This is a genomic window from Dictyobacter aurantiacus (genome assembly GCF_003967515.1).
Taxonomy (GTDB): Bacteria; Chloroflexota; Ktedonobacteria; order Ktedonobacterales; family Ktedonobacteraceae; genus Dictyobacter; species Dictyobacter aurantiacus.
Map to the genome: position 1 here is coordinate 5,109,315 of NZ_BIFQ01000001.1, position 24,318 is coordinate 5,133,632.

Here is a 24,318-nt window from a genome sequence, read left to right on the forward strand (position 1 = left end):
TGGCCAGGTTGGGCGCGTCGGTTGTCAAAACAAGGTGGTACCACGAGTTGCGTTGCCCTCGTCCTTGAGATGTGGCAACGTTTTTTGTTAGTACAATAAAGGAGTACTACCATATGTTGCCCAACCGTTATCATTTCCGCGAGGCTGAGCCCCGCCTGGCGCGCCTGTGGGCGGATGCCAATACCTACGCCTTTGATCCAGCTGGATCGGGTCCCATCTATACCATCGATACGCCTCCTCCGACCGTTTCGGGGACCCTGCACATCGGACACTGCTTTTCTTATACCCAGACTGACGTTATCGCACGCTTCCAGCGCATGCGCGGCCGCCGCGTCCTCTATCCCATGGGTTTTGACGATAATGGCTTGCCCACCGAGCGTTTTGTTGAGAAGACGATCAAGCGTAAGGCGACCGAGATGGATCGCGCTGAGTTCCTGGCGCAGTGCCGGAGCCTGACGCAGGAGACCGAGGATGGCTTTGAGTCGCTGCTGCGCCGCCTGAGCCTGAGCGTCGACTGGGACTATCGCTACTCGACCCTGTCGCCCGAGGCGCAGCGTACCTCGCAGGCTTCGTTCATCCAGCTCTACCAGGCCGGTCGCGCCTATGATCAGGTCGCGCCAACGCTCTGGTGCCCCGATTGTCGGACGGCCATCGCGCAGGCTGAGCAGGATGATCAGATGCTGCCAACGCTGTTTACGACCTTCGCCTTTCATCTGCCAGACGGACAGGCGCTGCCGATCGCCACGACGCGTCCTGAGCTCCTGGCCGCCTGCGTCGCTATCTTCGTCCATCCACAGGATCAACGCTACGCGTCCTTGCTGGGATTAACAGCGCGCATCGCCAGCAAGGCCTTCTCACAGCAAGAGACGATCGAGGTCCCTATCCTGGCCGATGAGCTGGTCGATCCCGCCAAAGGGAGCGGCGCGGTCATGTGCTGTACCTTTGGTGACTCGACCGATGTTCGCTGGTGGCGCACCCATCAGCTGCCACTGCGGGCGGCCATCGATCGCGCCGGACGCATGACAGCCCTGGCCGGTCCGCTGGCAGGATTACCCACGGCGGCCGCGCGCAAGCTTATCTTACAGAACCTGGCCGAGCAGGGCCTGATCTTGCACCAGGAGACGATCGAGCATACCATTGGCGTCCACGAGCGCTGCGGCACTCCGGTCGAGTACCTGCAGACGCGGCAGTGGTTCATTCGCGTCCTGGATCAGAAGGAGCGCCTGATCGAGATCGGCCGCCAGATTCGCTGGAATCCTGAATATATGCGCATCCGTTACGAGCACTGGGTTGAGAACCTGCAGTGGGACTGGTGCATCTCGCGCCAGCGCTTCCTGGGTGTCCCCTTCCCGGCCTGGACCTGTCGTGCCTGCGGGGAACTGCTGCTGGCCGAGCAGGATGAACTGCCAATCGATCCTCGCCAGACCAATCCCGGACGCGCCTGCCGCTGCGGCGCCATGGACTTTGAGCCCGAGATGGATGTCATGGATACCTGGGCTACCTCGTCGTGCACGCCGCTGCTCATCGGACGCTGGCTGGACGACCCCGCCTGGTTCCGGCAGCATTTTCCGGCCAGCCTGCGCGCGCAGGCACATGATATCATTCGCACCTGGGCCTTCTATACTATCGTCAAGGCGCTCTACCACTGCGACGCGGTCCCCTGGAAGGAGATTATGCTCTCCGGCCATGGTCTGTCGAGCGAGCGCACCAAGGTCTCGAAGTCCAAGGGCAATGGCTCGCTCGACCCGACGACGGTCATTGAGCAGGAATCGGCCGACGCCTTGCGCTACTGGGCCACCTCGGTCAAGCCGGGACAGGACACGCCGTTCAGCCCCGAGTCGATCGCCAACGGTCGCCGCCTGGTCACCAAGCTGTGGAACGCCTGTCGCTTCGCCGAGGGCCGCCTGCACGACCTGGACGCCTCCACGCTTTCTACCATACCGGCGGGGATGCTGCCGACCGATCACTGGCTGCTCGCGCGCCTGGCGCAGACCATCACCTTCGCCACCCGCGAGCTTGAACAGGGCGACTACGCCGCCGCGCGCATGGAGGTCGAGCGCTTCTTCTGGTCTGATCTCTGTGATAACTATCTGGAGCTGGTCAAGTCGCGCCTGTATCAAGATGAGGGGGATGGGCGCCGGGCCGCGCAGTGGACGCTCTACCATGCCTTGCTGGGCGTTCTCAAGCTGCTTGCTCCCTACCTGCCCTTCATCACAGAGGAGCTCTACCTGGGACTCTTCCAGTCATGGGACGGTGCCGCCTCGATCCATACCTCCGCCTGGCCCACCGCGCCCGCCGACTGGCTCGATCCGCAGGCCGAACGCGAGGGCCAACTCCTGCTTGAGATCCTGCGCTCGGTCCGCCGCCAGAAGGCCGAGCTCGGCATCTCCGTCGGCGGCCCGCTGGAATCGCTGCGCATTACGACCTCTGCCGCCTCGTTGCCCATGTTGCAGGCCGCCAGTAGTGATCTGCAAAGCGTCACTCGCACCCGGTACATCGAATTTATCGTCGTCTCTGAACCCCATGAGGAGCCATTATCCCAAACTCTAGTTGAGCTTACCCTGCCTCCAATACATTCAATGTAGCGGAAGCCAGGCCTTACGGAACGAGATCGCCGCCGCTGCAGGTGCGCCCCTTGCGGGCGCTTGCCGCGCAGCGGCCTCGTTCCCCGGCGCGCACGTTTCCCCCAACGATGTTTCCTTCCTAACCAGAGGTATCCTGATCCCGCGTGGTGGCGAGCAATGTTTTAAGCCTCTTGCTGAACACGCCTGCATAACTCTTCTGAATCACGTATTTTATCGTCAGTGCCGAGGCTCAATAAGACTCTCAGAGGCTGTTTCAATTGGGGACAAATAACCGCGAGTAAAGGACCAGAATTTGCTTGAATTCATGGTAGATTGAAGGTATTCACAATAAATAGCTCTACATTCTGTATGAGGAGAGAAAAATCAATGGCTACTCGCACGACAACTTCAAAAAATACGATCAATGCTTCAACTGACCGGGTGTGGGCGGCGATCACGCAGCCGGAACTGGTGAAGCAGTGGCAGTATGGCACCGATCTCATCACCGATTGGCACGTGGGGAGCCCGATCATCTTCCACAACGAGTGGGAGGGCAAGGTCTTTGAGCAAAAGGGGACGGTTCTTGAGATCGAGCCAACCAGGCGCGTGAAGTACAGCCTGTTCTTCCTCCATCCAGGAATGGAGGATAGGCCGGAAAACTATTTCACCATGACCTATCGATTAGATGAGATTGGTGATCAGATGACATTGACTATCATTCAAGATGATCCTCGCGAGCAGGCGTCACAGGAGCGGACCGAGTCCCAACAAGCAGCTGAAGAGAGTGAAAACAGCGTCTTGATAGCCCTGAAAAAGCTGGTGGAGGGATAACCGCACACGATATGTCCATAGAGGAATAGCTACATAGTGGACTTTATGTTGACTATGAATATGCAGCAGGTATCGCCTTCTTTTTCATTAGATGCTACAATTGAGGATATAGTTTACAGGTGTTGCATATTATTTTTGTGAGGGTACCGAGCACTATGAAGCTATTTCTTTCTACCGATTTTGAAGGGACCAGCGGGATTGTAGCCTGGGAACAGATCATCGAGGGCAATGCTGAATATGAGCAGGGACGACGCCTGCTGACCAATGAGGTGAACGCGGTGATCGCGGGCGCTCAGGAGGCTGGTGCATCCAGCTTCGTGGTCAATGATGCCCATCATGCCATGCGCAACCTGCATCCCCAGGATCTGGGGGGACGTGCCACGTTGATCACCGGCAAGCATAAGCCCATGTACATGATGGAGGGCCTCGACGAGAGCTTTGACGGCATCTGCTTTGTCAGCTATCATGGTTCGATTGGCGCCGAGCACGCTATCCTTTCGCATACTTATAATCCCGGCGCCATCTGGGAGGTGCGCATTAATGGCGAGATCGTCGGCGAGTCCGGCATCAATGCGCTGGTGGCTGCCCACTACAAGGTCCCGATCATCTTTGTCAGCGGTGATGAGGCGACGGCCAACGAGGCCGCCACCATCGCTCCGCAGGCTGAAAAGATCATCGTCAAGCATTCGCTGGGCCGCTTTGCCGCCTCCCATCTGCATCCCGATGTCGCCTGCGAGATGCTACAGGCGGGCGCCAGGCGCGCCGTCGAGAGTCTCTCAGCCATGCAACTGCCAGGATTTACGCTGCCCGTCACGCTGGAGATCACTTTCCTGGTCGCCGACATGGCCGAGATGGCCTGCTGGATACGCGGCGTCGATCGCGTCGCGCCTCGCACCGTCAAAGTGGTTGGCAGCAATCTGCTCGATCTCTATCGCACCTTCGTCACCATCGTCACCCTGACCCGTTCCCTGGTCGATCGCTAATGAATAGGTTAAGGAACTCCTTTTAGAGATACTTGGATGGATGTCAGGTTATGGATTCATCTGGTTATACGTACGGCTTGAGCGGGAAGTTGCCGCTCAAGCCAGAGTGTCGTCAGACCTGAAATGACGCTCATGATGGCCAGGATTAGCCACGGCAAGGCAGGGGTGATCGCGTATAAGGTGGTAAAGAGGACCGGTACGAGCGCATTGGCGACTCCCCACGAAAACTCATATGTTGCCAGATAGCGCCCACGTCGGTTTGGTCCACCCAGTTCAGCGACCAGGGAGCTTGCTGTGGGAGTATATATCAAGGAGGCCAATGTATGCAGGCCCACGACCAGTAGCAGATAAGGGAAAATCAGGGTGCCAGGTATGCATAATGCCAGTACAAAGAGATTGCATGATATGCACCAGGTCAGGGCGGCGATTCCTATTGTTCTGGTGCGCCGATGCGGCTCCAGAACACGTACTACGAGCGTCTGACAACTGATAGTCAGCAGTGAGCTAAAGATCAGTAACGGGCCTAATATCCATGCGGGTGCGTGAAGGCCCTGGGGAAGATAGATGGGAAGCGCCGTTCCTAACATCAGGGCGCACAAAGGAAAGGTGGTATTGCTGATCAAAAGGATGAGAAATACACGATCTTTCAAAACGGTTTCCGATCTCGCTTGCTTTGCCTGTTTGGTTTTCTTATATCTAGGATTTACCAGACGTAACAAGAGACCCCCAGCCGCCAGGTAACATAGTGCACTGAATGCTATCAGGAGACGATAGATATCTGGATCCTTCGTTGTCAGGACAAGGCCTACGAGGAAACTTCCTATTGCTATCCCCACACTGCGGATAGCTCCTGAGAGGCCATACCAACGATCCCGTTGCGTTGGGACCGCAATTTCGACGATGAGTACCGTGTGCGCAGCGTAAAACATTCTGGCGCCACCTGTAACCAGTAAGGCCATCGTAAAGAGGCTGGGAATGGTATGAACGAAGAGGTAGCCAGACAAACCAAGGCATTGAATGAACTGGCTGCTAGCCACGATGTTGCGCGCCCCCAATCGATCCACAAGACTTCCCGTGAGCAAGGTTAACGGAAGCGTACAGATAGTCGCAATGGTCAGGGTCAGGCCAATAGCTGGTAAAGAAAAGCCGCTGGTAATTTGAAAATAGAGGATGGAAAGAGGAAGATACATCCCTGATCCCAGCGCATCGATAATCAAGACAAGCAGGAAGCCATGTGCCCCTTGTGTTTCTGGAAAGCCGAACCGTGTTTTCCATCGATCCATGTTTTTTCTCCTGAAAAACAAAAAAGGGGAGCAGGCGGCGTACCCTTGTGGGGTCGCTCGCCTGCTCCCTTCTCTAAATAAAAAAAGTTGCTTTGCGAGTGTCTTTACTAATCTGGCTGTGCAGTATCCTTGCTGGCCATGCGGTTTTTACAAGCAGAGAGGTAAGGGGAGGGACAATGCTTGTCGTATGGACATCGCACGAGATACTGACTTCTATTGTATTAATATGATAACATTTCAGGCGTGGAAACGTCTACCATCTGCCGCTATTTAAATAGCGTAAAAGCGCATACACTGTACAATAATGGTATATTGTTTTCTTAAAGGCCAATTTGAGGAGGAAGAGGATGATGACACTCGATGAATTGCCCCAGTTGCTGAAGCGTCTGGATCAAAACGCCGAGCAGGTTTCCGGCCGAGTCTATCGCCAGGCTCTCGTATTGCTGAAACCGTATGGGCTGACGGTCTACTATGACGAGAGGTTGCGGACCCACGTCGTTATACTGCGAGAAAAATTTCTGTTCGCCAATACAGATTTCGATATCAATTCGGACGACCGCGATAATCTCTTATAGTACAATACAATTTTCATGAACACTGGATGCCCGGTGGTTTTACGCCGCTCTGTCTCGGCATTTCCTAGTACAAAAGCACCATAATACCAGGTAAATACCAATTTATTGTATTCTTTTAGTTATGATGCAGAGACAAGATGAGCGTTGTGTGTCGTCGGCGACATGAAAGATGGGATTGTCAGCATGAACCTGCAGAATCTACGGGTCTTCTTGAAGGTTGCGGAGCTGGAGCATATTACGCGGGCCGCCGAGGAACTGCACCTGACGCAGCCCGCCGTGACCAAGATCATTCAGAGCCTGGAGCAGGAGGCTCACCTGGAACTGGTGGAGCGCCAGGGCCGCCGCATCGTGCTGACCCATGCCGGCCGCGTGCTGCAGTCCTATGCGCGCCGGATGTTTTCACTTGAGCGTGAGATGGATGATGCGCTGGCCGCCTTGCGCGATGTCCACCGGGGCGAGATCAAGCTGGCCGCCAATACGACGGCGGGCGTCTATCTGTTGCCATCGATTGTGGCGCGCTTCCGCTCGCTCTATCCACAGATCACGTTGAACATTTCTATTTTAAATTCACAGGAGATCATTGAACATATCCTGGATTGGTCGCTGGACTTCGGTATCGTTGAGGGCGAGGTGGAGCATCTGCCCGAGAGCCTGAATGTGCGCTTCTTTACGCGCGACACCCTGATCCTGGTCGTTCCTCCCAATCATCCCTGGTGCGGTCGTGATCAGGTGAGCGCGGCTGAACTGGGGGACCATACGCTGGTGGCGCGCGAGCCCGGTAGCGGCGTGCGCGATATGCTGGAGCGCGAGCTGACCTGCCGCGATATCGCCTTCAAGCCGCTGTTGACGCTCACCGATAATGAAGCGATCAAGCAGATGGTGATGAACGGCGTGGGGGCGGCGGTGGTCTCGTTTCTGACCGTGCAGCGCGAACTGGCCAGCGGCGACCTGGTGCAGATCCCTCTGGCGGATATGGAATTACAGCCTGAATTGAGCTTTATCCAGCGGCCGGAGAAGCAGCTCTCGCGGGCGGCCCAGGCCTTTTTCTCGTTCCTGTTTCCCTTGAGCGCCCGTCCATCCTGAAGCTGGCGCTCAACACCTGTCTTTTGATTGTATGTGTAGGCATCATGGCTATCTTGCAGCCACCGTCCTACGATAGGAGCACCAATATTTATGGAATTTTATGCACTGATTGAAGAGTGGCCTGGAGAGTGTATTATCTCTTTCCGTACGTTGCCCGGCTGTTTTTCGAAAGCATCCGCTCCCCAGCAAGCTATTCAGCAGGCTCCACAGGTGGTTGCGGATTATCTGCGCTGGCTCAAGAAGAACGATATCTTCTTTTTTGAAGACGAGATCACCTCGGTGAATGTGATGCCTAAAGAGTATCTGCGTGGTGTTAAGGCGGGGGTGCTGTTCGAGGCCGATCGGCCCGCTCCGACCGATCAGGAAATTGATAATGCTTTGAACGTGGCGGCCACCGCGCGGGCGCAGCTGATTGATCTCTACGATGCTGCACCCCTTGAGCAACGGGGAGTCACGCTTGCCCCTGGCACGTGGTCGTTGACGCAGCAGCTGCAGCACGTCAGACATCTGGAGTCGTACTATATCGCTTGCTTAAACGAGCAACTGCCGCCACCACCACCTCCTGTTGATGAAGCGGATCTGCTCAGGACCTTTGTGGAGAATGCGATGGATTATGAGACGCTGTTGCGCCAGCTGACGCCCGAGCAGCGCGCGCGTGTCTACGTCCACAATGGCGAGGAGTGGACGGCGGCCAAGGTGCTGCGCCGCATGACACAGCATCTGCGCGAGCACTATCCCGCTATGCAGGAACTGGCGCGCCAGCTTGGCTCTCATGCGTAGCTGGCCTGGGGGCGCTGACGCCCCCAATCTTTTTAAATAGAGAGTGTTGTGCAAAAATGTGCTTAAGTCGTGCATCCGCATGACTTAAGCACATTTTTGCACAACACTCTCTATTTAACTTTTGAGCGCCGTAGGCGCGTAGAGTCATTGCCGAAGGCACGCCATGCTGGGGACTGGCGCGGTAGTGCCGCGGCACTACCGCGCCAGTCCCCAGCGCTTGCGCACCATGCGTTCGAAGGGACCAAAGATCAGGCTGTCGATGGCGACGCCGAGGATGATAATGACGAGCATGATGGCGAAGAGCTGACCGACATCCCCGAAATCGCGTCCGCTTTCGAGCAGGGCGCCCAGGCTGACGGTGGTGTAGAGCAGTTCGGCCGCCATCAGCGAGCGCCAGGCGAAGGTCCAGCCTTGCTTGAGTCCCGTGAGGATCGAGGGGAGGGCGGCGGGTAGGATGACCTGCGTTGCCAGGGCGAAACCTCGCGATCCCATGTTGCGCGCCGCTTTCAGATAGACTGGCGGCGTGTTTTTGATGCCCGCGTCCACGCCCAGAGTGATCGAGAAGAGCGCGCCCATGATGACGACGAAGATCATTGCCTGCTCGTGCAGACCAAACCAGAGCAGGGCCAGCGGGATCCAGCATACGCTCGGGAGCGCTTGCAGACCCAGCACCAGTGAGCCCAGCGTCTCTTCAATATAGCGGTTGCTGCTGATCAGCAGCCCCAGGATCAGTCCCAGTACAAGCGAGAGGCCATAGCCTAGCGCCAGCCGGCGCAGACTGACCAGGATGGCGGTCAGCAAGGAGCCGTCCTGCGCCAGTCCCTTCAGGCTGTCCAGCACGGTCAGGGGTCCCGGGAAGAGATAGTCCTTCCAGATGTGGGAGACGGCCAGCCCCTGCCAGAGCAGCAGGAGCAGGGCGAAGAAGGCCAGCTGCCGCAGCAGCTTGCCGAGCCACTTGAGATTGGCGCTGCGCTTCTTGTCGACACTAATGGATGAGGCTGCCAAATTCGTCCTCCTGTTCTTGCTTCTGCATTTCGCCGCGCAGGACCTCCAGGATCTCGGCGGCCTGATCGACCAGCTGGTAATCTTCCAGGCTGCGTGGCCGTGGCAGCTCGATGGGGAAGTCACGGATAATGCGTCCCGGGCGCGGCGCGAAGACGATTACCCGGTCCCCCAGCGCGACCGCCTCGCGCACATTGTGCGTGACAAACAGGACCGTCTTACGGGTCTCGCGCCAGATGGTTTCAACCTGGGCGTGGAGCTTGTCGCGCGTGAAGGCGTCCAGAGCGCCAAAGGGCTCGTCCATCAACAGGATCTCTGGATCGATGGCCAGCGCGCGGGCGATGGCGGCGCGTTGACGCATGCCACCGGAGAGCTGGTGCGGATAGCTGTGCTCAAATCCGCTGAGACCAACCATGTTGAGATAGTGCCGGGCAACCTCCGCGCGCTGCCTGCGGGGCATGCGCGCCTGGCGTAGCCCAAACTCGACATTCTGCTGCACATTGAGCCAGGGAAAGAGGGCCGCCTCCTGGAAGAGCAGAATGCGATCGGTGCCGGTCCCCCGAATCTCCTTATCGTTGGCGAAGATGGTCCCACTGTTCGCCTGCTCAAGGCCGGCGATGATGTTGAGTAAGGTGGACTTGCCGCAGCCGCTGGGTCCTAGAAAGCAGACGAACTCGCCCGGCTGTATGGCAAGATCAACAGGGCGCAGCGCCTCCACCACCCGTTCGCCGTCCACGAACGTCTTGCTCACACCTGAAATGCGTAATGAATTGCCGCCAGCCAGTGGGGACGCTTCGTCCCTACTGCTAGTTGCGATCGAACTTTGTATATGGACTATTGATTGGCTCATGCGGTCTTGATCTCCTTATGAGGCGCTAACTTTCTGTAGTCCCTTGCTGCTGAGTACATTGTTCAATGGATCGAGGGAGAAGATTCCGGTGAGATCGGGTTTGCGATGGCCCAGGAAGCCCAGGGCATAGGCGTTGTCCGCGGACTTAAACAGGGTCGAGGCCAGCGGATCATAGGTGATGTCCAGCCGCTTGAACGAGCCGTCAAGCGCCGAGTTGGACAGGGCCTTGCCGGTTAGCTTCTTCAACTGCTCGTTGGCGACCTTTTCGGCCTCGGGCAGGTTGCTATTGATGTATTGCACCGTCTCTACATGGGCCTGCAAGAATTTCTGGACGATGTCGGGATGCTGATCCAGGAAGTCTTTGCGTACGACGACCAGGGTGGTGATGAACTTGTTGTTGGGCCAGGTGCTGCGCTCGTCGACAAAGATGCTTCCCTGCGCCTCGTTGACCAGGCGCGAGGCCCATGGCTCGGGAACCCAGGCGCCGTCGATCTGCCCCTGCTTGAACTCGTTGAGGATGTTGGCGTTGTCGGTGGGCAGGATCTGTACGTCGCCGCCGTCATCCGTCGATTTCAGATTGTTGACCTGCAGATAGTGGCGCAGCGCGATGTCCTGCGTGCCGCCCTTCTGTGGCGTCGCCAGCTTCTTGCCGTGGAGATCCTGCGCGGTCCTGATGTTGGCGCCCGGACGGACGATGAATGACGCGCCACCGCTCGACGCACCGGCGACGATGCGCAGGGCGTCGCCATGGGTCTTGACATAGGTATTGATGGCCGGATTGGGGCCGACGTAGCCGATATCGATGTCGCCTGCACTCAACGCCTCCATCTCGGCAGGACCAGCGTTAAAGGTTTTGGATGCATCCAGGGTATTTTTGCCGAGCACCTTCGCGAACGTTCCGCGTGCTACCCCGACCAGGGCGACGGCATGTGTGATGTTGGGGAAATATCCCAGGTGTACAGTCACAGGTGAGCTTCCCCCGTCATTCGGCGAGGCCGCCGCGTTACTGTCGCTCCCACAGGCCGCCAGTGCCAGTGCTAAGAGTAACAGTAACGCCGGTATGCTCTGGAAGCGATGAGATGATGCCTTCATAAAAAATAACCGCTCCTTCATCCCTCATTCAGAATATGTCCGATGCGCAAAATCATTGCCTGCTGCGTGCCCCGAGTTTTCGATGTGCGGTGCACAATTATATTTTTATGTTGTGGTGATGTTGCCAATGATGCGCATTGCGCATCATTGGCAACATCACCACAACATAAAAACCAGTGCGGCTGCGCACGCGGACGCCTGTGCGGGGACGCGCACGTCCCCTATGAGACAAAAATTTAAATGTAACAGCGATTACATTTGTGGGCATCATTGGTCACAAACATCAATAAATCTGAAACCATGGTTACGATATTGTTTAGAGCTTACATAAGTTCAAATCAGAAGTCAATTGTTTTTGTTGATTTTCTTGATGAAGTTAGTCATCAATAGGAACTTTGACCATGAGCGCTATCCTTTCCATGTACCTTTTACTCATAAAAAAAGGTTATTGTTTTGATATGCTGTGGTTATGGATATGTGTAGGTGCGCCCCTTGCGGGCAATACGTTCAATTTAGCAACATCGGAAACGAAGATCGTAGGTGCGCCCCTTGCGGGCGCTTGCCGCGAAGCGGCCCCGTACCAGGGTGCGCACGTTCCACCAACGATACCATCTTCCCCTTCAAAGGGGTGCCTAGTAGTGGGCGTGGATCTTGCGTATGGGACAGCCCAGCATAGGCTGTATGAGGGGCTGCAGGCGTTCCGCCAGGCCGCGTTCCGGTGCGCGTATCTCGATCACAAAGCGGGCGAATCCTACCGGCCACATATAGTGCAGATTGTTGAGCGACACCATGGTAGCGCAGCAAGGCATCGTGACGTTGAGATTGAGGAAATGGCTGCTGGCGTACGCGTGGTCCATCATCGCGCTCCACCACTCGCACGAGACCGGCGCTTCGCACGCCGGACACTGGATGAGCTCCAGATTGTTGCCAGCATCGATAAATGCGACTTCTTCGCTCAGTTTAACCTGAATTTCCTTCTCAGGCAGGAAAGAGGCGAGCAGGCTCTTGACCTGGTATTGAGCAACCTGAGATGGGACATATTGTGGATCAATCGGGATCAAACGCAGAAAATTCTCGGACATCTATTTTTCCTCCCCACATCTACTTTTTTATCTAAAAGACAACCCATATTGTTCATCACTATGTCAGATTTGCATCGTACCGGGACCGGGGTACATGAGCGCCCCCGCACGGGCGTCCGCTGCGCGGCCGCGCTGTGTTTTTAGGTGGTGGTGCAACAGGTGCGCATTCGCGCACCTGTTGCACCACCACCTAACCATTGTTCTGGATGTTGAGAGCGCGAGACCTCAACCATTGTTCTGGATGTTGAGAGCGCGAGACCTCAACCATTGTTCTGGATGTTGAGAGCGCGAGACCTCAGCATCCTCAGTTGGTGCAGCGGGCGCACCGCGCCCGCTGCACCAACTCAAAAAAACCAGTGCGGCCGCGCAGCGGACGCCCGTGCGGAGGCGCTTACGTGCCCCGGTAAGTGTGCATAAGGCCGCCAGCCGCCAGCCACCAGCCGCCAGCCGCGGCTAGAAGAGCGTCGGCGTCTCCACCAGCGGACTTAGCTTGCGCGGCGTACCATCATGCTTAAAGAGATAGGGATTGAGCTCACCATCTTCGTTGGTGGGAGTGAGCCCTGCTTCGTCGATAAAGCGGGATGCGACGGCATCGGTGCCGCGATAGCGCAGCAGCGAGCTCAGGAAGAGCTGCTTTTGCGCGCGGGTAAACGCTACGTAGGCCAGGCGCCGTTCCTCGGCCATGCCAGTGATCGAGATCGGCCCATCCTCAGCCATGGTGTAGGAGCGCCGGTGTGGAAAGACCCCTTCGGTCATGCCCATCACGAAGACCACCGGGCTCTCCAGTCCCTTGGATTTATGGATGGTCATCAGGCTGACACAGTCGCGCTTGTTCTTGTTGTTGTCCTCGGCCTGTTCTTTGAGCCGGGCCATGGCCTGCAGGAAGTGCCGAATCGTATGGTGCTTCTGCGCGATCTGGATCAGCTCTTCCAGCTCGTCGTAGCGGGCCTCTAGCTTGACCTCTTCGTGATGCGTTGGCGCCTCGGCCTCCTCCTCCGTGTTCTCCCGGTGCTTGCTGTCGTAGTGGCGCAGGTGAACGTCGTAGGCGAACTGGCGAATGTTTTTGATGGCCTCGGCCGGATTGTTATTGGACTTTGACCACAGACGCTTGATCAGCCCCACCAGGTCCTTGACGCCCAGCTGGTGTTCTTTGGCGATGGTATAGGCATGTTCCTCGCAGTACTGCAGCAGGGGACGCCCGCTGGCATGGGCGGCCAGGGTGCCATAGAAGGTGGCGTTAAAGCGGTGCGAGGTCTTGCCGGTGCTGGCGAAGAACTCGCGCGACGGGATGTTGGCGACGACGCGAAACGCTGTATTCTGCTCGCCGCAGTGGACCGGCGTGAAGACGTCGTCCCAGCGCTGCGGATTGGGCGTGTTGCGCGCGGCCTGAAATTCTTGTTGCACCCGAACGCCGTCGATCAGGGCCAGGTAAGCCAGGATGTCGCGTGTGGTCTTGCGCTTGAAGAAGGACGAGCCTCCGGCCGCGCGGTAGGGGATGCGCTTGCGCGCCAGCGCGATTTCCAGCGAGGCAAGATGGTGATTGGTGCGCGAGAGCACGAAGATATCTTTATACGACAGCCCCTCCTGGTGCTCCTTCCAGGTGCGCTGCAGGCGATCGATGCGCTCGGCGATCCCTTCTGCCTCCATCTCCTGGTCTTCGTAGGCGGTGACCCAGACGGGGGCGCCATCAGGCTGCGTTGAGCGCAGCATCTTCTCGAAGCCGGGCGTGATGTCGTTGTGGCTGATCAGCTTGTTGGCGGCCTCCAGGATCTGCGGCGTCGAGCGATAGTTGTGCTCGATGCGATAGATCTTGCCTTTGGGATACATGGTCTTGAAAGAGAGGATCGAGGCCTCGGGACTGGCGCCACGGAACTGGTAGATGGCCTGGTCGGGATCACCAACCACCACCACGTTCTGCTTTGGCGCGGCCAGGTACTGGATCAGCTTATACTGCGAGGGATTGGTATCCTGCGTCTCGTCCACCTGCAGGTAGTGGTAGCGGCCCTGCCAGCTTTTGCGATACTTGGGACTGTTCTCCAGCAGGTTGAGCGGGATGTAGATCAGGTCCGAGAGGTCGTAGAGCTTCTCTTTCTTTTTGGTCTGCTCGTAATTGATGAAGAACTCCTGGTAGCGAGCGGCTAGCTCGACGTCGATGCTCATATCTTTGCGAAAGAAGTCGATGGAGCTGTCAGGCTGAACCATGGCTTCTTTGGCCCGATCGACGGCGGCCAGCGCGTCGGTGATCTCAACATCCCAGTTCATGCCCCGGCTGCGATTGCTGCGCCAGGGCCGAATAATATCTTCAGCTAGCCACTGGCGTGGATCGCCACTGATCAGCTTCTGGTTTAACTGTTGCGGTGTCAGTTCAAGCTTCTCGCGCAGCATCTGGTGTCCCAGGCCGTGGAAGGTCACCACGCGTAGCGGCTTGATCTCTTTTAACGTCATGCCGCGGGCGCGCAGCGCTTTGGAGGCGCGCTTCTCCATCTCGTCGGCGGCGGCACGCGTGAACGTGACACAGAGAATAGACTCAGGTGTGACCCCCTCATCCGCCACCAACCGGACCAGACGTTGTACAAGAATCGACGTTTTGCCGGTCCCTGCCGCCGCAATAAAGGCCGCGGGCCCATCGGTATGGGCGATCGCATCCGCTTGCTGGGGGTTGGCGCTGAACGACGGTGTGGCGCTTATTCGTGTTTTTGTCTTTGGTCTTGTTGCCTGAGAGGACATTCAACAACTCTCTTCTAAAGTAAATTTTTTATGATTTGGCCGAAAAGTTTCGATTTGTACTATAGCAGGTTCAATCACAGAGAACAAGTAAATGCCCTTTTTGGCTGTACATTTGTTCTTATTGTTGTGGGCGCTGCTACCATACTTATCTCCACTACCTTTATTATTCACCTATTGCGCGCCAATCAGGAAACTTCCAGCAAATTTCCTTTGGGATTGATATACGCTGGCAGGTAGTCGCCGCGTCGATAAGGTGCCAGCCCTTTTCTGGAGCCGCTTGAGATCGTATGTGTTTCCCCGGTGGTGGCATCCTTACACTCGGCGATGATCTCGTAGTACCATTTCGGTCCGCCTCCCCACAGCAGGGACCCTCTGCCCGCTGCCGGGAAAAAACCTCCGTTGTCTGGAGGCTCTTGCCACGAACGGATCTGTACAATTTCGGCCATCACCTGCCTTGTGACATCCAGTTTCAAATCTGTTCTCAGTATTTAGTACATGTTTTATGTTGGTGCATCGGGTGCGCATCCGCGCACCCGATGCACCAACATAAAACATGAGTGCGGACGCGCGTGTGGGAGCCCCACGTTTCCTCAGAGTAATGGGCGTAAGACCCATTCTTAGAGATTGGTCAGGGCGTGCTTGAGAAACTGCTGGTAGCTTTCCTCATAAGCCTTGACCTGTTCTGGTTGGGGGCAGACGCTGGTCTCGATGCCGGGCGCTACCGTGGCGGTTGCCGCAGCATCCGGCCAGTGTCCTGCGACTATGCCAGCCAGCAGAGCGGCGCCACGTGCCGAGGCGGAACTGGTGTCGACCAGCTGCAGTTCGCGGTTGAGGATATCGGCTAGCATCTGACGCCAGGCGGGATGTACACTGCCGCCACCGGCGAGGCGCAGGCTGCCGCCCTCCTGCACGCCCGGCAGCGCTTCAAGCGCCTGACGGATGCCTGAGGCCACGCCTTCGAGGGCGGCGTGCAGCAGGTGGGGACGCTGGTGGTGCAGGCGCAGATGCAGGAAGGCGCCGCCGTGATGGTTCGCCGGCTGGTGGGGCCTCTCCCGGGTGAGATCGGGCAGGAAGACCAGTCCCTCTGATCCCGCTATCACACTATCCGCGCTGGCATACATCTCTTCCCAGCTGGCATTGAGCGTCTGCCTGACCCAGTCCAGGACCAGTCCGGCGTTCTGGATGGCCGCCATGCTATACCAGTTGGCCCCATCAGCCGCCCGGTAGAGGTGGGTGCGCAGGCTCTCGTCAGGCTGGAAGTGGTTTTGTAGCTGGATGATCTGCGCGCCCGTACCGAGGGTGAGCTGAATGACGCCGGGCGTGAGTAGACCAGTTCCCAGGGCCGCCGCCGCCGTGTCGGCCGCTCCAGTGGCGATCGGCAGTCCAGCTGGCAGCCCAAGTTCGTCAGCCGCCCGTTGCGTCAGGACGCCCGCCTGTGCGGCCGCAGGAATAATCGAGGGGAAGAGCTCGCGCCTCAATCCGAGTTCCGCGATCACCTCTTCATCCCAGCAATTGTGGACCAGATCATAGAGCAGGGTGCCCGAAGCATCGCTGGGATCGGCGGCTGCCCGGCCGGTCAGCTGCCAGCGCAGCCAGTCCTTGGGCTGCAGAGCCCAGCGCATCGCCTGGTAGTGCTCGTTTTCATGTCGGGCCAGCCAGCACAGTAGCGGGCCCGCCATCCCCGGCAAGAGCGGATTGGCCAGGCGACGACTGCTATCGCCGCTGAGCTGGAAGTAGTGGTAGAGCTCAGCTTCGGCCCGCGTATCCGCCCACAACATGGCGGCCCGCACCGCTCGTCCCTGCTCATCGGTAGGCACTACACCATGCATTTGACCCGCCAGTCCCAGCGCCTTTATGCTGACCTGTGGAACCTTCTCGCGTACCTCGTGCACCGCCTCAACCGTGGCCCGCCACCAGTCTTCCGGATCGCTCTCCGCCCACCCGCTGTGAGGAGAGCGCACCTCATAATCCCTCTTGCTGGTGCCCAGCGTCTGCCCCTGCTCATCCAGCATCAGCGCCTTCACCGAGCTTGTCCCCAGATCGATCCCTAAAAATGCCATTGCTCTTCCTTCCTCCTCCTGGCGTTACGTTGAAAATATTGGGCTCTCTACAACGTTTTGTAGCATTTCCTACATCAATTAATTATAATATAGATATGCACATCAATAATTAAAAACGTTGAATATATCACAATATGTTTTCTGGTTGTCCCGGTCATTATCAATGGCCTCTATCTTATATATACATTCGCGAAAGGAAAAAGCGGAATGCAAGATCGGCATGCTCCCCAGATGGACGCGATGCTTGACGTGGTGGCGACCCAACCGGGTGCGACCACCACTGAACTGCGTGAGCAGGTGCGCGCCTATGCCGAGCGCCTGAGCCTGGATGCCTCAGCTCCCGCACAGGATGTGCCGTCGGACCTCGTTGCCTACGTGCGTAAGGTTGCCCTGCACGCCTATAAGGTGCAGGATGAGGATATTTTGACTTTGTGGCAGGCCGGCTATTCTCAGGATGCGCTGTTTGAGATTACGCTGAGCGTGGCCATGGGGACCGCCCGAGCGCGCCTGGCGCGTGGCTTGCAAGCCTTGAAGGAGGCAACTGAATGAGACTGCCTTGCCTTGATGAATGCCTGCGTGGCGAGAACGTATCTGACATTCAACGCGTGCTCACCTACCGATCAGATTTCTTCGGCCTCCCTATGTCTATGCTCTCCCAGGAAGTCTTGCGCGGCCCCTCCGAGTGGCTGGTGGGCGAGCGCGAGCTCTTTGCCGCCTTTACCTCCTCGCTCAACCACTGCCCCTTTTGACTTGGCTCCCACGGCGCAGTTGCGTCGACAGCCCTGGATGCCGAACTGGTCAACGCCGTAATCGCGGATTGGCGTACCGCACCCATCAACGAGAAATTGCGCGCCATGCTGGAATTCCTGGAAAAATACACCCTGCGCCCGTCCGAGATCGTTCCCCAGGACATGCAACGCCTGCTGGAGATCGGTATTAGTGAGCAGGCCATCCAGGACGCACTCTATGCCAGCGCTATCTTCCAGATCATGAATCGTCTGGCCGACAGCTTCGATGTCGCCGTTCCACCTCCCGAAGCGTTCGCCCGCACAGCCGCCGCCCGGCTCGAACGCGGCTACTATCAATCCTGAACCATTACCGCTGTTCATTTAGTTCGCAGTAGCCATCTACCTGTACCATATCCGCAGATAGATGGCTATTCTGTGACGAGGTATATCTATCGCATGTCGATAGATAGTTGGTAAAAAATAAGGTCTATTAGTCATATTTTCTATTATAATATTTTATATGGCATGCAGAATGTGTACAATAGTAGAAACGAGTAAAGCACTTATTTTATGAGAACATAATTTTTGGTAGGAGAATATTGTATGTATGGCCAGCATATAGCTGTAGTGCCTGTAACTGATGAGCACATACCCGCGATTGTGGAGCTAGTGCGTGCACAGGAGCGTCGCTGGTACAGCCTGGATCCTCGATTACGTAATGTGCGCTCGGCTGAACAGGTGATGGAGATGCTCCAGCTGCATCGGCGACAGCAGCTGCCGCCTGTGGCCGCGCTGGATGAGCAGGGCCGGGTCTGCGGATATGTCCATCCCAAGATCTGGCAACTGCATCCCAAAGATGGGTTGAGGGCCTTTTTCACGGCGCGCAATGGTCTGGCAAAGTCGCTGACGCTGCCCGATCCGGCTGACCCCAACGCTTTTCGCGTGGCGGGCGCCCTTTTTGCTACGCTGTCGCGCCTGTGGAGCGAGCAGCAGGTATACGGCGAGATGATCCGCTGGCCCTGTTGTGATCCCTGGCTCTCGTCATTGGTACGCAAGCAAGGTTTCCTGCTTGATAGCGATCTGGCCTATCAGGCGGCCCCGGTCGCGCTGGCGTCTTGCCCTTTCCCTGACGATATCTATGCTCGCCTGGCCCGTCCCGAGGATGAGGAGGCGCTGGTCGCTTTATTTACCGAGGAGCTCCTGTTTCATGAGCCCTATACACCGTTTGTGCGCATGAGCTCTTCTGTGGAGCGCGCCTTCCGCGATCGCCTGGACCTGCTGTGGTCGGGGAAGAGCGTTGAGGAGGGGGCGCCGCTGGTCGTGGTGATCGAACGGGGTGCACAAATAGTGGCGATGTCTGAAAGCGATCTGTATATAATTGAAGCCGAGGACGATGGAGAGCCGTATTTTATGCCTCGTGGCCGCTATGGACATATTAATAACGTGGGAGTACAGCAGGCTTTTCGCGGTCAGGGTATTGGGCGCCTGCTGGTCCAGGCCAGCTTTGAAGAGCTTGCCCATCTGCGCTTAGATGGCTATCTTTTATGGTTCAATCCCGCCAATCCTCTCTCCAGCCAGTTCTGGCCGCGTATGGGATTCAGCCCGCTCTGGCGTACCTATCAGCGCCATTATTCTGAGCGCGGGGGGGTGCTGTTCTGATCAATCACTAGCTTTCCTTCTGCACGAGCTGCAGCTTGCTGTGATCGCCCTCCTGGACGATGGTAAGCCTGGCGAAGTCGGCATGGGAGGATGGCGCGTTGGCATGCTGGATGCCGCCATAAATAGTTTCGCTGCCACGCAGGATGAGGTGCAGGGTACAGTTGCAGGAGGGGTCCTGCGCGGCGGGGCACGTCTCCAGCAACTGGCGGATCGTCTGCATGCTTGTCAGGTCCAGCACATACCACCAGTACATGTCCCAATCTTCATCTTCCCAGTAGTTCCAGCAATCATGTGAGTATTTCTGGAGTATGCCGCTGCCGCACTGCTGGCAGGCCAGCAAGAGCGTACTGGCATAGGCGAAATTATGCCCGCTTGCTTCGTGCGGGATGCCAGCGTCCCTGACATGCATCAAGAGCTCCAGCCCGCTGGCCTGGCAGACCAGGCATGAAGTGATCGCCGCCATCTGTTCGCGTTTCCTCTCTTTGCGCTAGCTAACCACCCCCATCGTACCTGCATATGCGCATAAACATGCATCTGTATACTAGACAATGAAATGTCGCAGAATTTAAAATCGCTCTGCGCTTTCGCACCTGCAGTGCTTACGAGTTCATTTTGTGTTGATGCGGCAGGGGCGCTCATATTCCACCGCTCTATTTTATGTTGATGCGGCAGGGGCGCTCATATTCCACCGCTCTATTTTATGTTGGTGTGACAGGGGCGCTCATATTCCACCGCTCTATTTTATGTTGGTGTGACAGGGGCGCACTCGCGCCCCTGTCACACCAACATAAAAAAACGAGTGCGGCCGCGCAGCGGACGCGCGTGCGGGGGCACGCATGCCCCCATAAAAAGTGTGTCTGACACACTCCCACTGTAACAAATCAGCAATTCAGGACGTTGAAGCAATGTACGTAGTCGCCTGTGTCCTTTTTTGTTCTCTCATCCTTGCATATGAGCAGCCCACGCCGGGCCAGCTACATAATAATAAGGAGCCTTTTCTAATGAGCCACCTGTTTGTTCTTGAGTTTAACGACGAGGCATCTGCCCAGCAAGTGGTCGATACCTTAAAGCAGTTACAGCAGCAGCAACTGATCAAGCTTGATGATGCCGCTATCTATACTAAGGAGCCCGATGGCAAGCCCAGGATCCGACAGCTGCATAACCTGGTGGGCGCTGGCGCGATGGGCGGCGCTTTTTGGGGCCTGCTGGTTGGCTTGCTGTTCCTGTCGCCTCTGCTGGGGGCCGCGGTCGGAGCAAGCGCGGGCGCGCTGGCCGGGAAATTCACGGATATCGGGATCGACGATAAGTTTATTAAGGAGATTGGCGATACCGTTCAGCCGGGCCAGAGTGCCCTCTTCTTGCTGACCAGCAATGCGGTCGCCGACAAAGTGGTGCCCGCGCTGAAGAATTTCCAGTTCAAGCTGTTGCGTACCTCGCTCTCCAACGAGAACGAACAGAAGCTGCGCGACATGATCAGCTCTACTACCACAACCGCCTGATCGCTGCGTCGAGCCGCCCCCAGGAGTAGCCAGGGACGAGCAGCACAGCCTCGGCGATGTTTCGAGCGCGCACAGGCCGGGCTGACAGGAATGTATACACGTTCCTGTCAGCCCGGCCTTTTCTTTTCTGGCATCTGCACTTTCCGCTTTGGACCGGCATAACGGTATCGTAATGCTGGGGAGTCGAACGGGTTTTGAAGGAGGTTGCAGATGCCTTTAATTATCCCATGTACCGAGCGCTTTGTGCACGCCCTGGAGGGGCTTAACCCTACCGAACGTTCCATTGTGGTCAGGAAGATACGCCTTTTTGTGACTAATCCCTATAGTAAGTCTCTCAAAGTCCACCGCTATATGGCCCTGGACAATGTATGGGAATTCTATGTTGATCGGCGCATGCGCGTGCTCTTTGAGCGGCTGGAGGGCCAACCCCACCTGAGCGACGTTGGCTTCCATGCTATTTTAGATAAGGCCTGTCGTTATCGTTATACACTCTATACCCACGCGTTGCATGTAGAAGAAAATAAGTATCATTACTCGACCAGGCATGAATAGGGCTGGCCCGTGACCGTGGTCGGTGTGTTGTGGTTATGGGTGCGCCCGTGCTGGCACCTGTGTGCGTGCCGACATAGATGTCTCGCGGTACAATAGGATTGCTGGTTGCTGGTGAGTGGGAAGACAAAGGTGTTCTTTTTTCATAGTTTTTTCAATGTTCAGCATATACAATAGAGAGGTCTATTCGGTATATATTGCATATAGATGTAGTGAAGGGGCGGCATGTTTAGAAATTTACACGCGATCGAGATCGCGGAGGGCGCGCTGCTCGCTGATATCGCGGTGGCCTTTCAATTTATGGTCGCCTTTCTGCCGGTTGGCGCGGGCTTCTTCGTGTTCCTCAATATGGTCGTTTTCACGGTCCTGGTGCTGCGGCGCGGCCTGTATGTCGCGCTGATGGGCATCGTGACCGCTATCTGCCTGCTCTGCATTCTCATCGGCCCTCATGGCGCTACCTCACTGGTCACGGAAGGGCTGGCCGGCCTCTTTCTGGGTCTGACGATGAAGTATCGCCTGCCCCATCTGCTGGTCATCTTTCTGGGAGCGCTCGGCGGATCTACCTACTTATTCGTACTGATTATTACTGTGGCCTGGCTAACGGGTGTCCCATTTGATACCTATATTCGCAGCATGCACCACGCCTATAATACGGTCATTCCCATTCTGGCATTGATCGCGCAGCACGTATGGTTGGGAACATTCTGGCGGCAGCAGCTCTATCCACTGATCGCGGCGCTGGCCCAATGGGGCTTTGCCCACTGGATGATCATGTTCTATGCTCTTCTGTTCCTCGTCTTTATCCCGGCCATCGTGGTCATCTATTGGACGGCGAACTCGTTCGTGCGCCTACTTGGCTATGATGTCCGGCCTCTCCTGGAGGGCAAGGTCGGTCGCCAGGTGCATCGCGCGCGCCGGCGCGTGGTAACATTTATCTTGAAAAGAAAGGCTCGAGAGAGACGATGGAGCAAAGCAGCGTGAGCACCTCCCTTTTGATCGATGTTCAGGACGTAACATATACCTATCCCGTTCAACCGCGCAAGGTGGGCCGTGAGCAGGAGTCGCCGCCCGTGCCGGCTTTGCGTGATATCAGTGTGCGCATCCAGCAGGGCGAGTACGTGGTGATTCTGGGCCACAACGGTAGCGGCAAGTCGACGCTGGCGCGCCAGTGTAACGCGCTGCTGCTGCCGGACGAGGGCCGCGTGCTGGTGGCGGGTATGGATACCCGCGATCCGTCTTGCCAGCGTACGATTCGTGAGCGCGTGGGGATGATCTTTCAGAATCCCGACAATCAGTTGATCGCGACGGTGGTGGAGGATGATGTGGCCTGGGGACTGACTGTGCGCGGATATGCCGCCTCAGAGATTCGGACGCGGGTCGACTCGGCGTTGGAAGCGGTGGGCATCGCCCATCTGCGCCAGTTGCCTCCTCACCAGTTGTCGGGGGGGCAGCGCCAGCGCCTGGCCATCGCTGGCATCCTGGCGCTGCAGCCGAGCTGCATCATCGCCGACGAGGCGACCTCGATGCTGGACCCCTTCTCGCGCCAGGAGATGGCCCGGTTGTTTGCCACCCTGCATCGCGAGCTGGGACTGACCATCGTGCAGGTGACCCATCTTCTGGAGGAGGCCGTCTACGCTGAGCGCATCGTGGTGATGGAGCAGGGCCGTGTGCTGGATGACGGGACGCCAGCCCAGATCTTCGGAGACCTGGAGCGGCTGCGTGCCCTCAAATTGATTATACCTGATCCCCTGAGGTTGGTTGCGCGCCTGCGCCGGGCTGGCTTCGATCTGGCTCCCGGGGCGGTCTCGAATGAAGAGATTGCGCGGGAGATTGCCCATGCATGACGCTATTATACAGGTCGAGCACCTCACCCATATCTACAAGACGCCCCCGCTTGAGAAGAAGGCGCTTGATGATGTTAGCCTGGAGATTAAGCGTGGGGATTGCGTGGCGCTGATCGGCTTCAACGGCTCCGGGAAATCGACGCTGGTGCAGCACTTTAATGGCCTGCTGCGCCCGACCCTGGGATCGCTGCGCGTCGACGGCGTCGATGTGGGTGATCCCCATGTGGACCTGCGGGCGCTGCGGCAGCGCGTGGGCATGCTCTTTCAATTTCCCGAGTCGCAGCTGTTCGCACCGACGGTCTACGCGGATGTCGCCTTTGGCCCCCAGCGCATGAAGCTGGGCCGCCACGAGATCCGCGCGCGCGTGAAGGGGGCCCTGCGCAGCGTGGGCCTGCCGCCCGAAGAGTACGGCCACCGTTCGCCGTTCGCCCTCAGCGGCGGGCAGCGCAGGCGCGTCGCCCTGGCCGGCGTGCTGGCAATGTCGCCGCGCATTCTGATCCTGGACGAGCCAACCGTGGGACTCGATGGTGAGGGGCGCGCGGAGTTCTATTCTTATCTGCAGAAAGTGCGCAGCGAGCATGGCGTGACCATCATCCTGGTCTCCCACGACATGTCGGAGGTGGCGAGCATGGCCGGCTGGCTGTATGTCTTGCATCACGGGCGCATCGTCATGCAGGGGGAGCCGCGCCACGTCTTCGCGCGCGGCGAACAGTTGCGGGAATGGGACCTGGCTGTACCACCGCTGCACGATCTACTGACCCATCTGCGTCGCCAGGGGATCGCGCTCCCCGTGGAGATCTCCACGGTCGATGAGGCCTTCGACTTCCTGCAGGCACACAGACAAAAAAGCAGCTTCCAGGTTGTTTGCCCGGAAGCTGAGGCAGATCAACCTCGTCGTTAGAGTCGGTCGACCTGTAAGGATTGCTGCTCGTATGCCGCTCTTCTCCCTGGTGGAAGGCCACATGGCGGTGCGAACGAACTGGAACGCACCGGCCCCGTCGGCCAACGACCACAGGACGCGACAGGTGAACAGACAACAGCATCGTTCGAACAATTCGAACATTTGTATTATACAACATACTTATTCCTATTTCTATGTTGTCTCGCAAAGCCACACCAATGCATTG

24 protein-coding genes are annotated in these 24,318 nt (G+C 57.3%); 15 read left to right on the forward strand and 9 right to left on the reverse strand.

Features of this window, described 5'->3' with window-relative positions:
• The first annotated feature begins 113 nt into the window (after positions 1-113).
• The 3 genes from KTT_RS20470 to KTT_RS20480 all read left to right on the forward strand — a co-directional run bounded on the left by KTT_RS20470 (position 114) and on the right by KTT_RS20480 (position 4,378).
• Positions 114-2,585, forward strand: a complete 2,472-nt coding sequence (locus tag KTT_RS20470) for a valine--tRNA ligase (RefSeq protein WP_126597754.1) — start codon at positions 114-116, stop codon at positions 2,583-2,585.
• A gap of 366 nt (positions 2,586-2,951) precedes the next feature.
• Complete coding sequence (locus KTT_RS20475; protein WP_126597755.1) at positions 2,952-3,395, forward strand: SRPBCC domain-containing protein; 444 nt, start codon at positions 2,952-2,954, stop codon at positions 3,393-3,395.
• 155 nt (positions 3,396-3,550) lie between these two features.
• Positions 3,551-4,378: a M55 family metallopeptidase gene (locus KTT_RS20480; protein WP_126597756.1), complete on the forward strand. Its 828-nt coding sequence runs from the start codon at positions 3,551-3,553 to the stop codon at positions 4,376-4,378.
• A 56-nt stretch (positions 4,379-4,434) separates the two neighbouring features.
• Here the strand turns inward: KTT_RS20480 and KTT_RS20485 are convergent, their stop codons facing one another.
• On the reverse strand, positions 4,435-5,661 hold the full coding sequence (locus KTT_RS20485) for an MFS transporter (RefSeq protein WP_126597757.1): 1,227 nt from the start codon (positions 5,659-5,661) through the stop codon (positions 4,435-4,437).
• A 347-nt stretch (positions 5,662-6,008) separates the two neighbouring features.
• Between KTT_RS20485 and KTT_RS20490 the strand changes: the two genes are divergently transcribed.
• From KTT_RS20490 to KTT_RS20500, 3 genes are all read left to right on the forward strand, one after another.
• Positions 6,009-6,236 carry a hypothetical protein gene (locus KTT_RS20490; protein WP_126597758.1) on the forward strand — a complete coding sequence of 76 codons (228 nt, stop codon included), beginning with the start codon at positions 6,009-6,011 and terminating at the stop codon, positions 6,234-6,236.
• Between the two features lie 183 nt (positions 6,237-6,419).
• The gene (locus tag KTT_RS20495) at positions 6,420-7,319 is read left to right on the forward strand and encodes a LysR family transcriptional regulator (protein ID WP_160146004.1); all 900 of its coding nucleotides are present in this window, start codon (positions 6,420-6,422) and stop codon (positions 7,317-7,319) included.
• 90 nt (positions 7,320-7,409) lie between these two features.
• Positions 7,410-8,099 carry a DinB family protein gene (locus KTT_RS20500; RefSeq protein WP_126597760.1) on the forward strand — a complete coding sequence of 230 codons (690 nt, stop codon included), beginning with the start codon at positions 7,410-7,412 and terminating at the stop codon, positions 8,097-8,099.
• Between the two features lie 195 nt (positions 8,100-8,294).
• On the opposite strand, the gene KTT_RS20505 is transcribed toward KTT_RS20500, so the two are convergent.
• The 7 genes from KTT_RS20505 to xylB all read right to left on the reverse strand — a co-directional run bounded on the left by KTT_RS20505 (position 8,295) and on the right by xylB (position 16,912).
• Positions 8,295-9,104, reverse strand: coding sequence for an ABC transporter permease (locus tag KTT_RS20505; RefSeq protein WP_218030942.1), 810 nt, complete (start codon positions 9,102-9,104; stop codon positions 8,295-8,297).
• Positions 9,085-9,951 (reverse strand): ABC transporter ATP-binding protein, encoded by an 867-nt coding sequence (locus KTT_RS20510; protein ID WP_126597761.1) that lies wholly within the window; start codon positions 9,949-9,951, stop codon positions 9,085-9,087. The genes KTT_RS20505 and KTT_RS20510 overlap by 20 nt, the downstream gene beginning before the upstream one ends.
• Before the next feature lie 15 nt (positions 9,952-9,966).
• A complete protein-coding gene (locus tag KTT_RS20515) occupies positions 9,967-11,043 on the reverse strand; it encodes an ABC transporter substrate-binding protein (protein ID WP_126597762.1) in 1,077 nt (358 codons plus the stop codon).
• A gap of 632 nt (positions 11,044-11,675) precedes the next feature.
• Positions 11,676-12,125 carry a hypothetical protein gene (locus tag KTT_RS20520; protein ID WP_126597763.1) on the reverse strand — a complete coding sequence of 150 codons (450 nt, stop codon included), beginning with the start codon at positions 12,123-12,125 and terminating at the stop codon, positions 11,676-11,678.
• Between the two features lie 453 nt (positions 12,126-12,578).
• The gene (locus KTT_RS20525; protein WP_126597764.1) at positions 12,579-14,852 is read right to left on the reverse strand and encodes an ATP-dependent helicase; all 2,274 of its coding nucleotides are present in this window, start codon (positions 14,850-14,852) and stop codon (positions 12,579-12,581) included.
• Positions 14,853-15,037: 185 nt separating this feature from the next.
• Positions 15,038-15,298 (reverse strand): hypothetical protein, encoded by a 261-nt coding sequence (locus tag KTT_RS20530; RefSeq protein WP_126597765.1) that lies wholly within the window; start codon positions 15,296-15,298, stop codon positions 15,038-15,040.
• A gap of 171 nt (positions 15,299-15,469) precedes the next feature.
• The gene (xylB, locus tag KTT_RS20535; protein WP_126597766.1) at positions 15,470-16,912 is read right to left on the reverse strand and encodes a xylulokinase; all 1,443 of its coding nucleotides are present in this window, start codon (positions 16,910-16,912) and stop codon (positions 15,470-15,472) included.
• A 207-nt stretch (positions 16,913-17,119) separates the two neighbouring features.
• Between xylB and KTT_RS20540 the strand changes: the two genes are divergently transcribed.
• The 4 genes from KTT_RS20540 (at position 17,120) to KTT_RS20550 (ending at position 19,299) form a co-directional block, all read left to right on the forward strand.
• Positions 17,120-17,461, forward strand: a complete 342-nt coding sequence (locus KTT_RS20540) for a carboxymuconolactone decarboxylase family protein (RefSeq protein WP_126597767.1) — start codon at positions 17,120-17,122, stop codon at positions 17,459-17,461.
• The gene (locus tag KTT_RS37715) at positions 17,458-17,661 is read left to right on the forward strand and encodes a hypothetical protein (protein ID WP_235845784.1); all 204 of its coding nucleotides are present in this window, start codon (positions 17,458-17,460) and stop codon (positions 17,659-17,661) included. Before KTT_RS20540 ends, KTT_RS37715 begins: the two co-directional genes overlap by 4 nt.
• 105 nt (positions 17,662-17,766) lie before the next feature.
• Positions 17,767-18,003 carry a carboxymuconolactone decarboxylase family protein gene (locus KTT_RS37720; RefSeq protein WP_235845785.1) on the forward strand — a complete coding sequence of 79 codons (237 nt, stop codon included), beginning with the start codon at positions 17,767-17,769 and terminating at the stop codon, positions 18,001-18,003.
• Between the two features lie 240 nt (positions 18,004-18,243).
• Complete coding sequence (locus KTT_RS20550; RefSeq protein WP_126597769.1) at positions 18,244-19,299, forward strand: GNAT family N-acetyltransferase; 1,056 nt, start codon at positions 18,244-18,246, stop codon at positions 19,297-19,299.
• Positions 19,300-19,306: 7 nt separating this feature from the next.
• Here the strand turns inward: KTT_RS20550 and KTT_RS20555 are convergent, their stop codons facing one another.
• Positions 19,307-19,762, reverse strand: coding sequence for a hypothetical protein (locus KTT_RS20555; protein WP_126597770.1), 456 nt, complete (start codon positions 19,760-19,762; stop codon positions 19,307-19,309).
• 538 nt (positions 19,763-20,300) lie between these two features.
• On the opposite strand from KTT_RS20555, the gene KTT_RS20560 reads away from it, so the two are divergent.
• The 5 genes from KTT_RS20560 to KTT_RS20580 all read left to right on the forward strand — a co-directional run bounded on the left by KTT_RS20560 (position 20,301) and on the right by KTT_RS20580 (position 24,092).
• Entirely contained in the window at positions 20,301-20,798 is a 498-nt protein-coding gene (locus KTT_RS20560; RefSeq protein ID WP_126597771.1) for a DUF1269 domain-containing protein, read from the forward strand.
• 210 nt (positions 20,799-21,008) lie between these two features.
• A complete protein-coding gene (locus KTT_RS20565; RefSeq protein ID WP_126597772.1) occupies positions 21,009-21,350 on the forward strand; it encodes a hypothetical protein in 342 nt (113 codons plus the stop codon).
• A gap of 222 nt (positions 21,351-21,572) precedes the next feature.
• Positions 21,573-22,328 carry a YybS family protein gene (locus KTT_RS20570; protein ID WP_126597773.1) on the forward strand — a complete coding sequence of 252 codons (756 nt, stop codon included), beginning with the start codon at positions 21,573-21,575 and terminating at the stop codon, positions 22,326-22,328.
• A complete protein-coding gene (locus KTT_RS20575) occupies positions 22,325-23,191 on the forward strand; it encodes an energy-coupling factor transporter ATPase (RefSeq protein WP_235845787.1) in 867 nt (288 codons plus the stop codon). Before KTT_RS20570 ends, KTT_RS20575 begins: the two co-directional genes overlap by 4 nt.
• Positions 23,184-24,092 carry an energy-coupling factor transporter ATPase gene (locus tag KTT_RS20580; protein WP_126597775.1) on the forward strand — a complete coding sequence of 303 codons (909 nt, stop codon included), beginning with the start codon at positions 23,184-23,186 and terminating at the stop codon, positions 24,090-24,092. The genes KTT_RS20575 and KTT_RS20580 overlap by 8 nt, the downstream gene beginning before the upstream one ends.
• The last annotated feature ends 226 nt before the right edge of the window (positions 24,093-24,318 follow it).

Bases quoted from the DNA above. Each gene is read 5' to 3' on its own strand.
- KTT_RS20470 (WP_126597754.1), top strand. From the start codon at position 114: ATGTTGCCCAACCGTTATCATTTCCGCGAGGCTGAGCCCCGCCTGGCG.
- KTT_RS20475 (WP_126597755.1), top strand. From the start codon at position 2,952: ATGGCTACTCGCACGACAACTTCAAAAAATACGATCAATGCTTCAACT.
- KTT_RS20480 (WP_126597756.1), top strand. From the start codon at position 3,551: ATGAAGCTATTTCTTTCTACCGATTTTGAAGGGACCAGCGGGATTGTA.
- KTT_RS20485 (WP_126597757.1), bottom strand. From the start codon at position 5,661: ATGGATCGATGGAAAACACGGTTCGGCTTTCCAGAAACACAAGGGGCA.
- KTT_RS20490 (WP_126597758.1), top strand. From the start codon at position 6,009: ATGATGACACTCGATGAATTGCCCCAGTTGCTGAAGCGTCTGGATCAA.
- KTT_RS20495 (WP_160146004.1), top strand. From the start codon at position 6,420: ATGAACCTGCAGAATCTACGGGTCTTCTTGAAGGTTGCGGAGCTGGAG.
- KTT_RS20500 (WP_126597760.1), top strand. From the start codon at position 7,410: ATGGAATTTTATGCACTGATTGAAGAGTGGCCTGGAGAGTGTATTATC.
- KTT_RS20510 (WP_126597761.1), bottom strand. From the start codon at position 9,951: ATGAGCCAATCAATAGTCCATATACAAAGTTCGATCGCAACTAGCAGT.
- KTT_RS20515 (WP_126597762.1), bottom strand. From the start codon at position 11,043: ATGAAGGCATCATCTCATCGCTTCCAGAGCATACCGGCGTTACTGTTA.
- KTT_RS20520 (WP_126597763.1), bottom strand. From the start codon at position 12,125: ATGTCCGAGAATTTTCTGCGTTTGATCCCGATTGATCCACAATATGTC.
- KTT_RS20525 (WP_126597764.1), bottom strand. From the start codon at position 14,852: ATGTCCTCTCAGGCAACAAGACCAAAGACAAAAACACGAATAAGCGCC.
- KTT_RS20530 (WP_126597765.1), bottom strand. From the start codon at position 15,298: ATGGCCGAAATTGTACAGATCCGTTCGTGGCAAGAGCCTCCAGACAAC.
- xylB (WP_126597766.1), bottom strand. From the start codon at position 16,912: ATGGCATTTTTAGGGATCGATCTGGGGACAAGCTCGGTGAAGGCGCTG.
- KTT_RS20540 (WP_126597767.1), top strand. From the start codon at position 17,120: ATGCAAGATCGGCATGCTCCCCAGATGGACGCGATGCTTGACGTGGTG.
- KTT_RS37715 (WP_235845784.1), top strand. From the start codon at position 17,458: ATGAGACTGCCTTGCCTTGATGAATGCCTGCGTGGCGAGAACGTATCT.
- KTT_RS37720 (WP_235845785.1), top strand. From the start codon at position 17,767: ATGCTGGAATTCCTGGAAAAATACACCCTGCGCCCGTCCGAGATCGTT.
- KTT_RS20550 (WP_126597769.1), top strand. From the start codon at position 18,244: ATGTATGGCCAGCATATAGCTGTAGTGCCTGTAACTGATGAGCACATA.
- KTT_RS20555 (WP_126597770.1), bottom strand. From the start codon at position 19,762: ATGGCGGCGATCACTTCATGCCTGGTCTGCCAGGCCAGCGGGCTGGAG.
- KTT_RS20560 (WP_126597771.1), top strand. From the start codon at position 20,301: ATGAGCCACCTGTTTGTTCTTGAGTTTAACGACGAGGCATCTGCCCAG.
- KTT_RS20565 (WP_126597772.1), top strand. From the start codon at position 21,009: ATGCCTTTAATTATCCCATGTACCGAGCGCTTTGTGCACGCCCTGGAG.
- KTT_RS20570 (WP_126597773.1), top strand. From the start codon at position 21,573: ATGTTTAGAAATTTACACGCGATCGAGATCGCGGAGGGCGCGCTGCTC.
- KTT_RS20580 (WP_126597775.1), top strand. From the start codon at position 23,184: ATGCATGACGCTATTATACAGGTCGAGCACCTCACCCATATCTACAAG.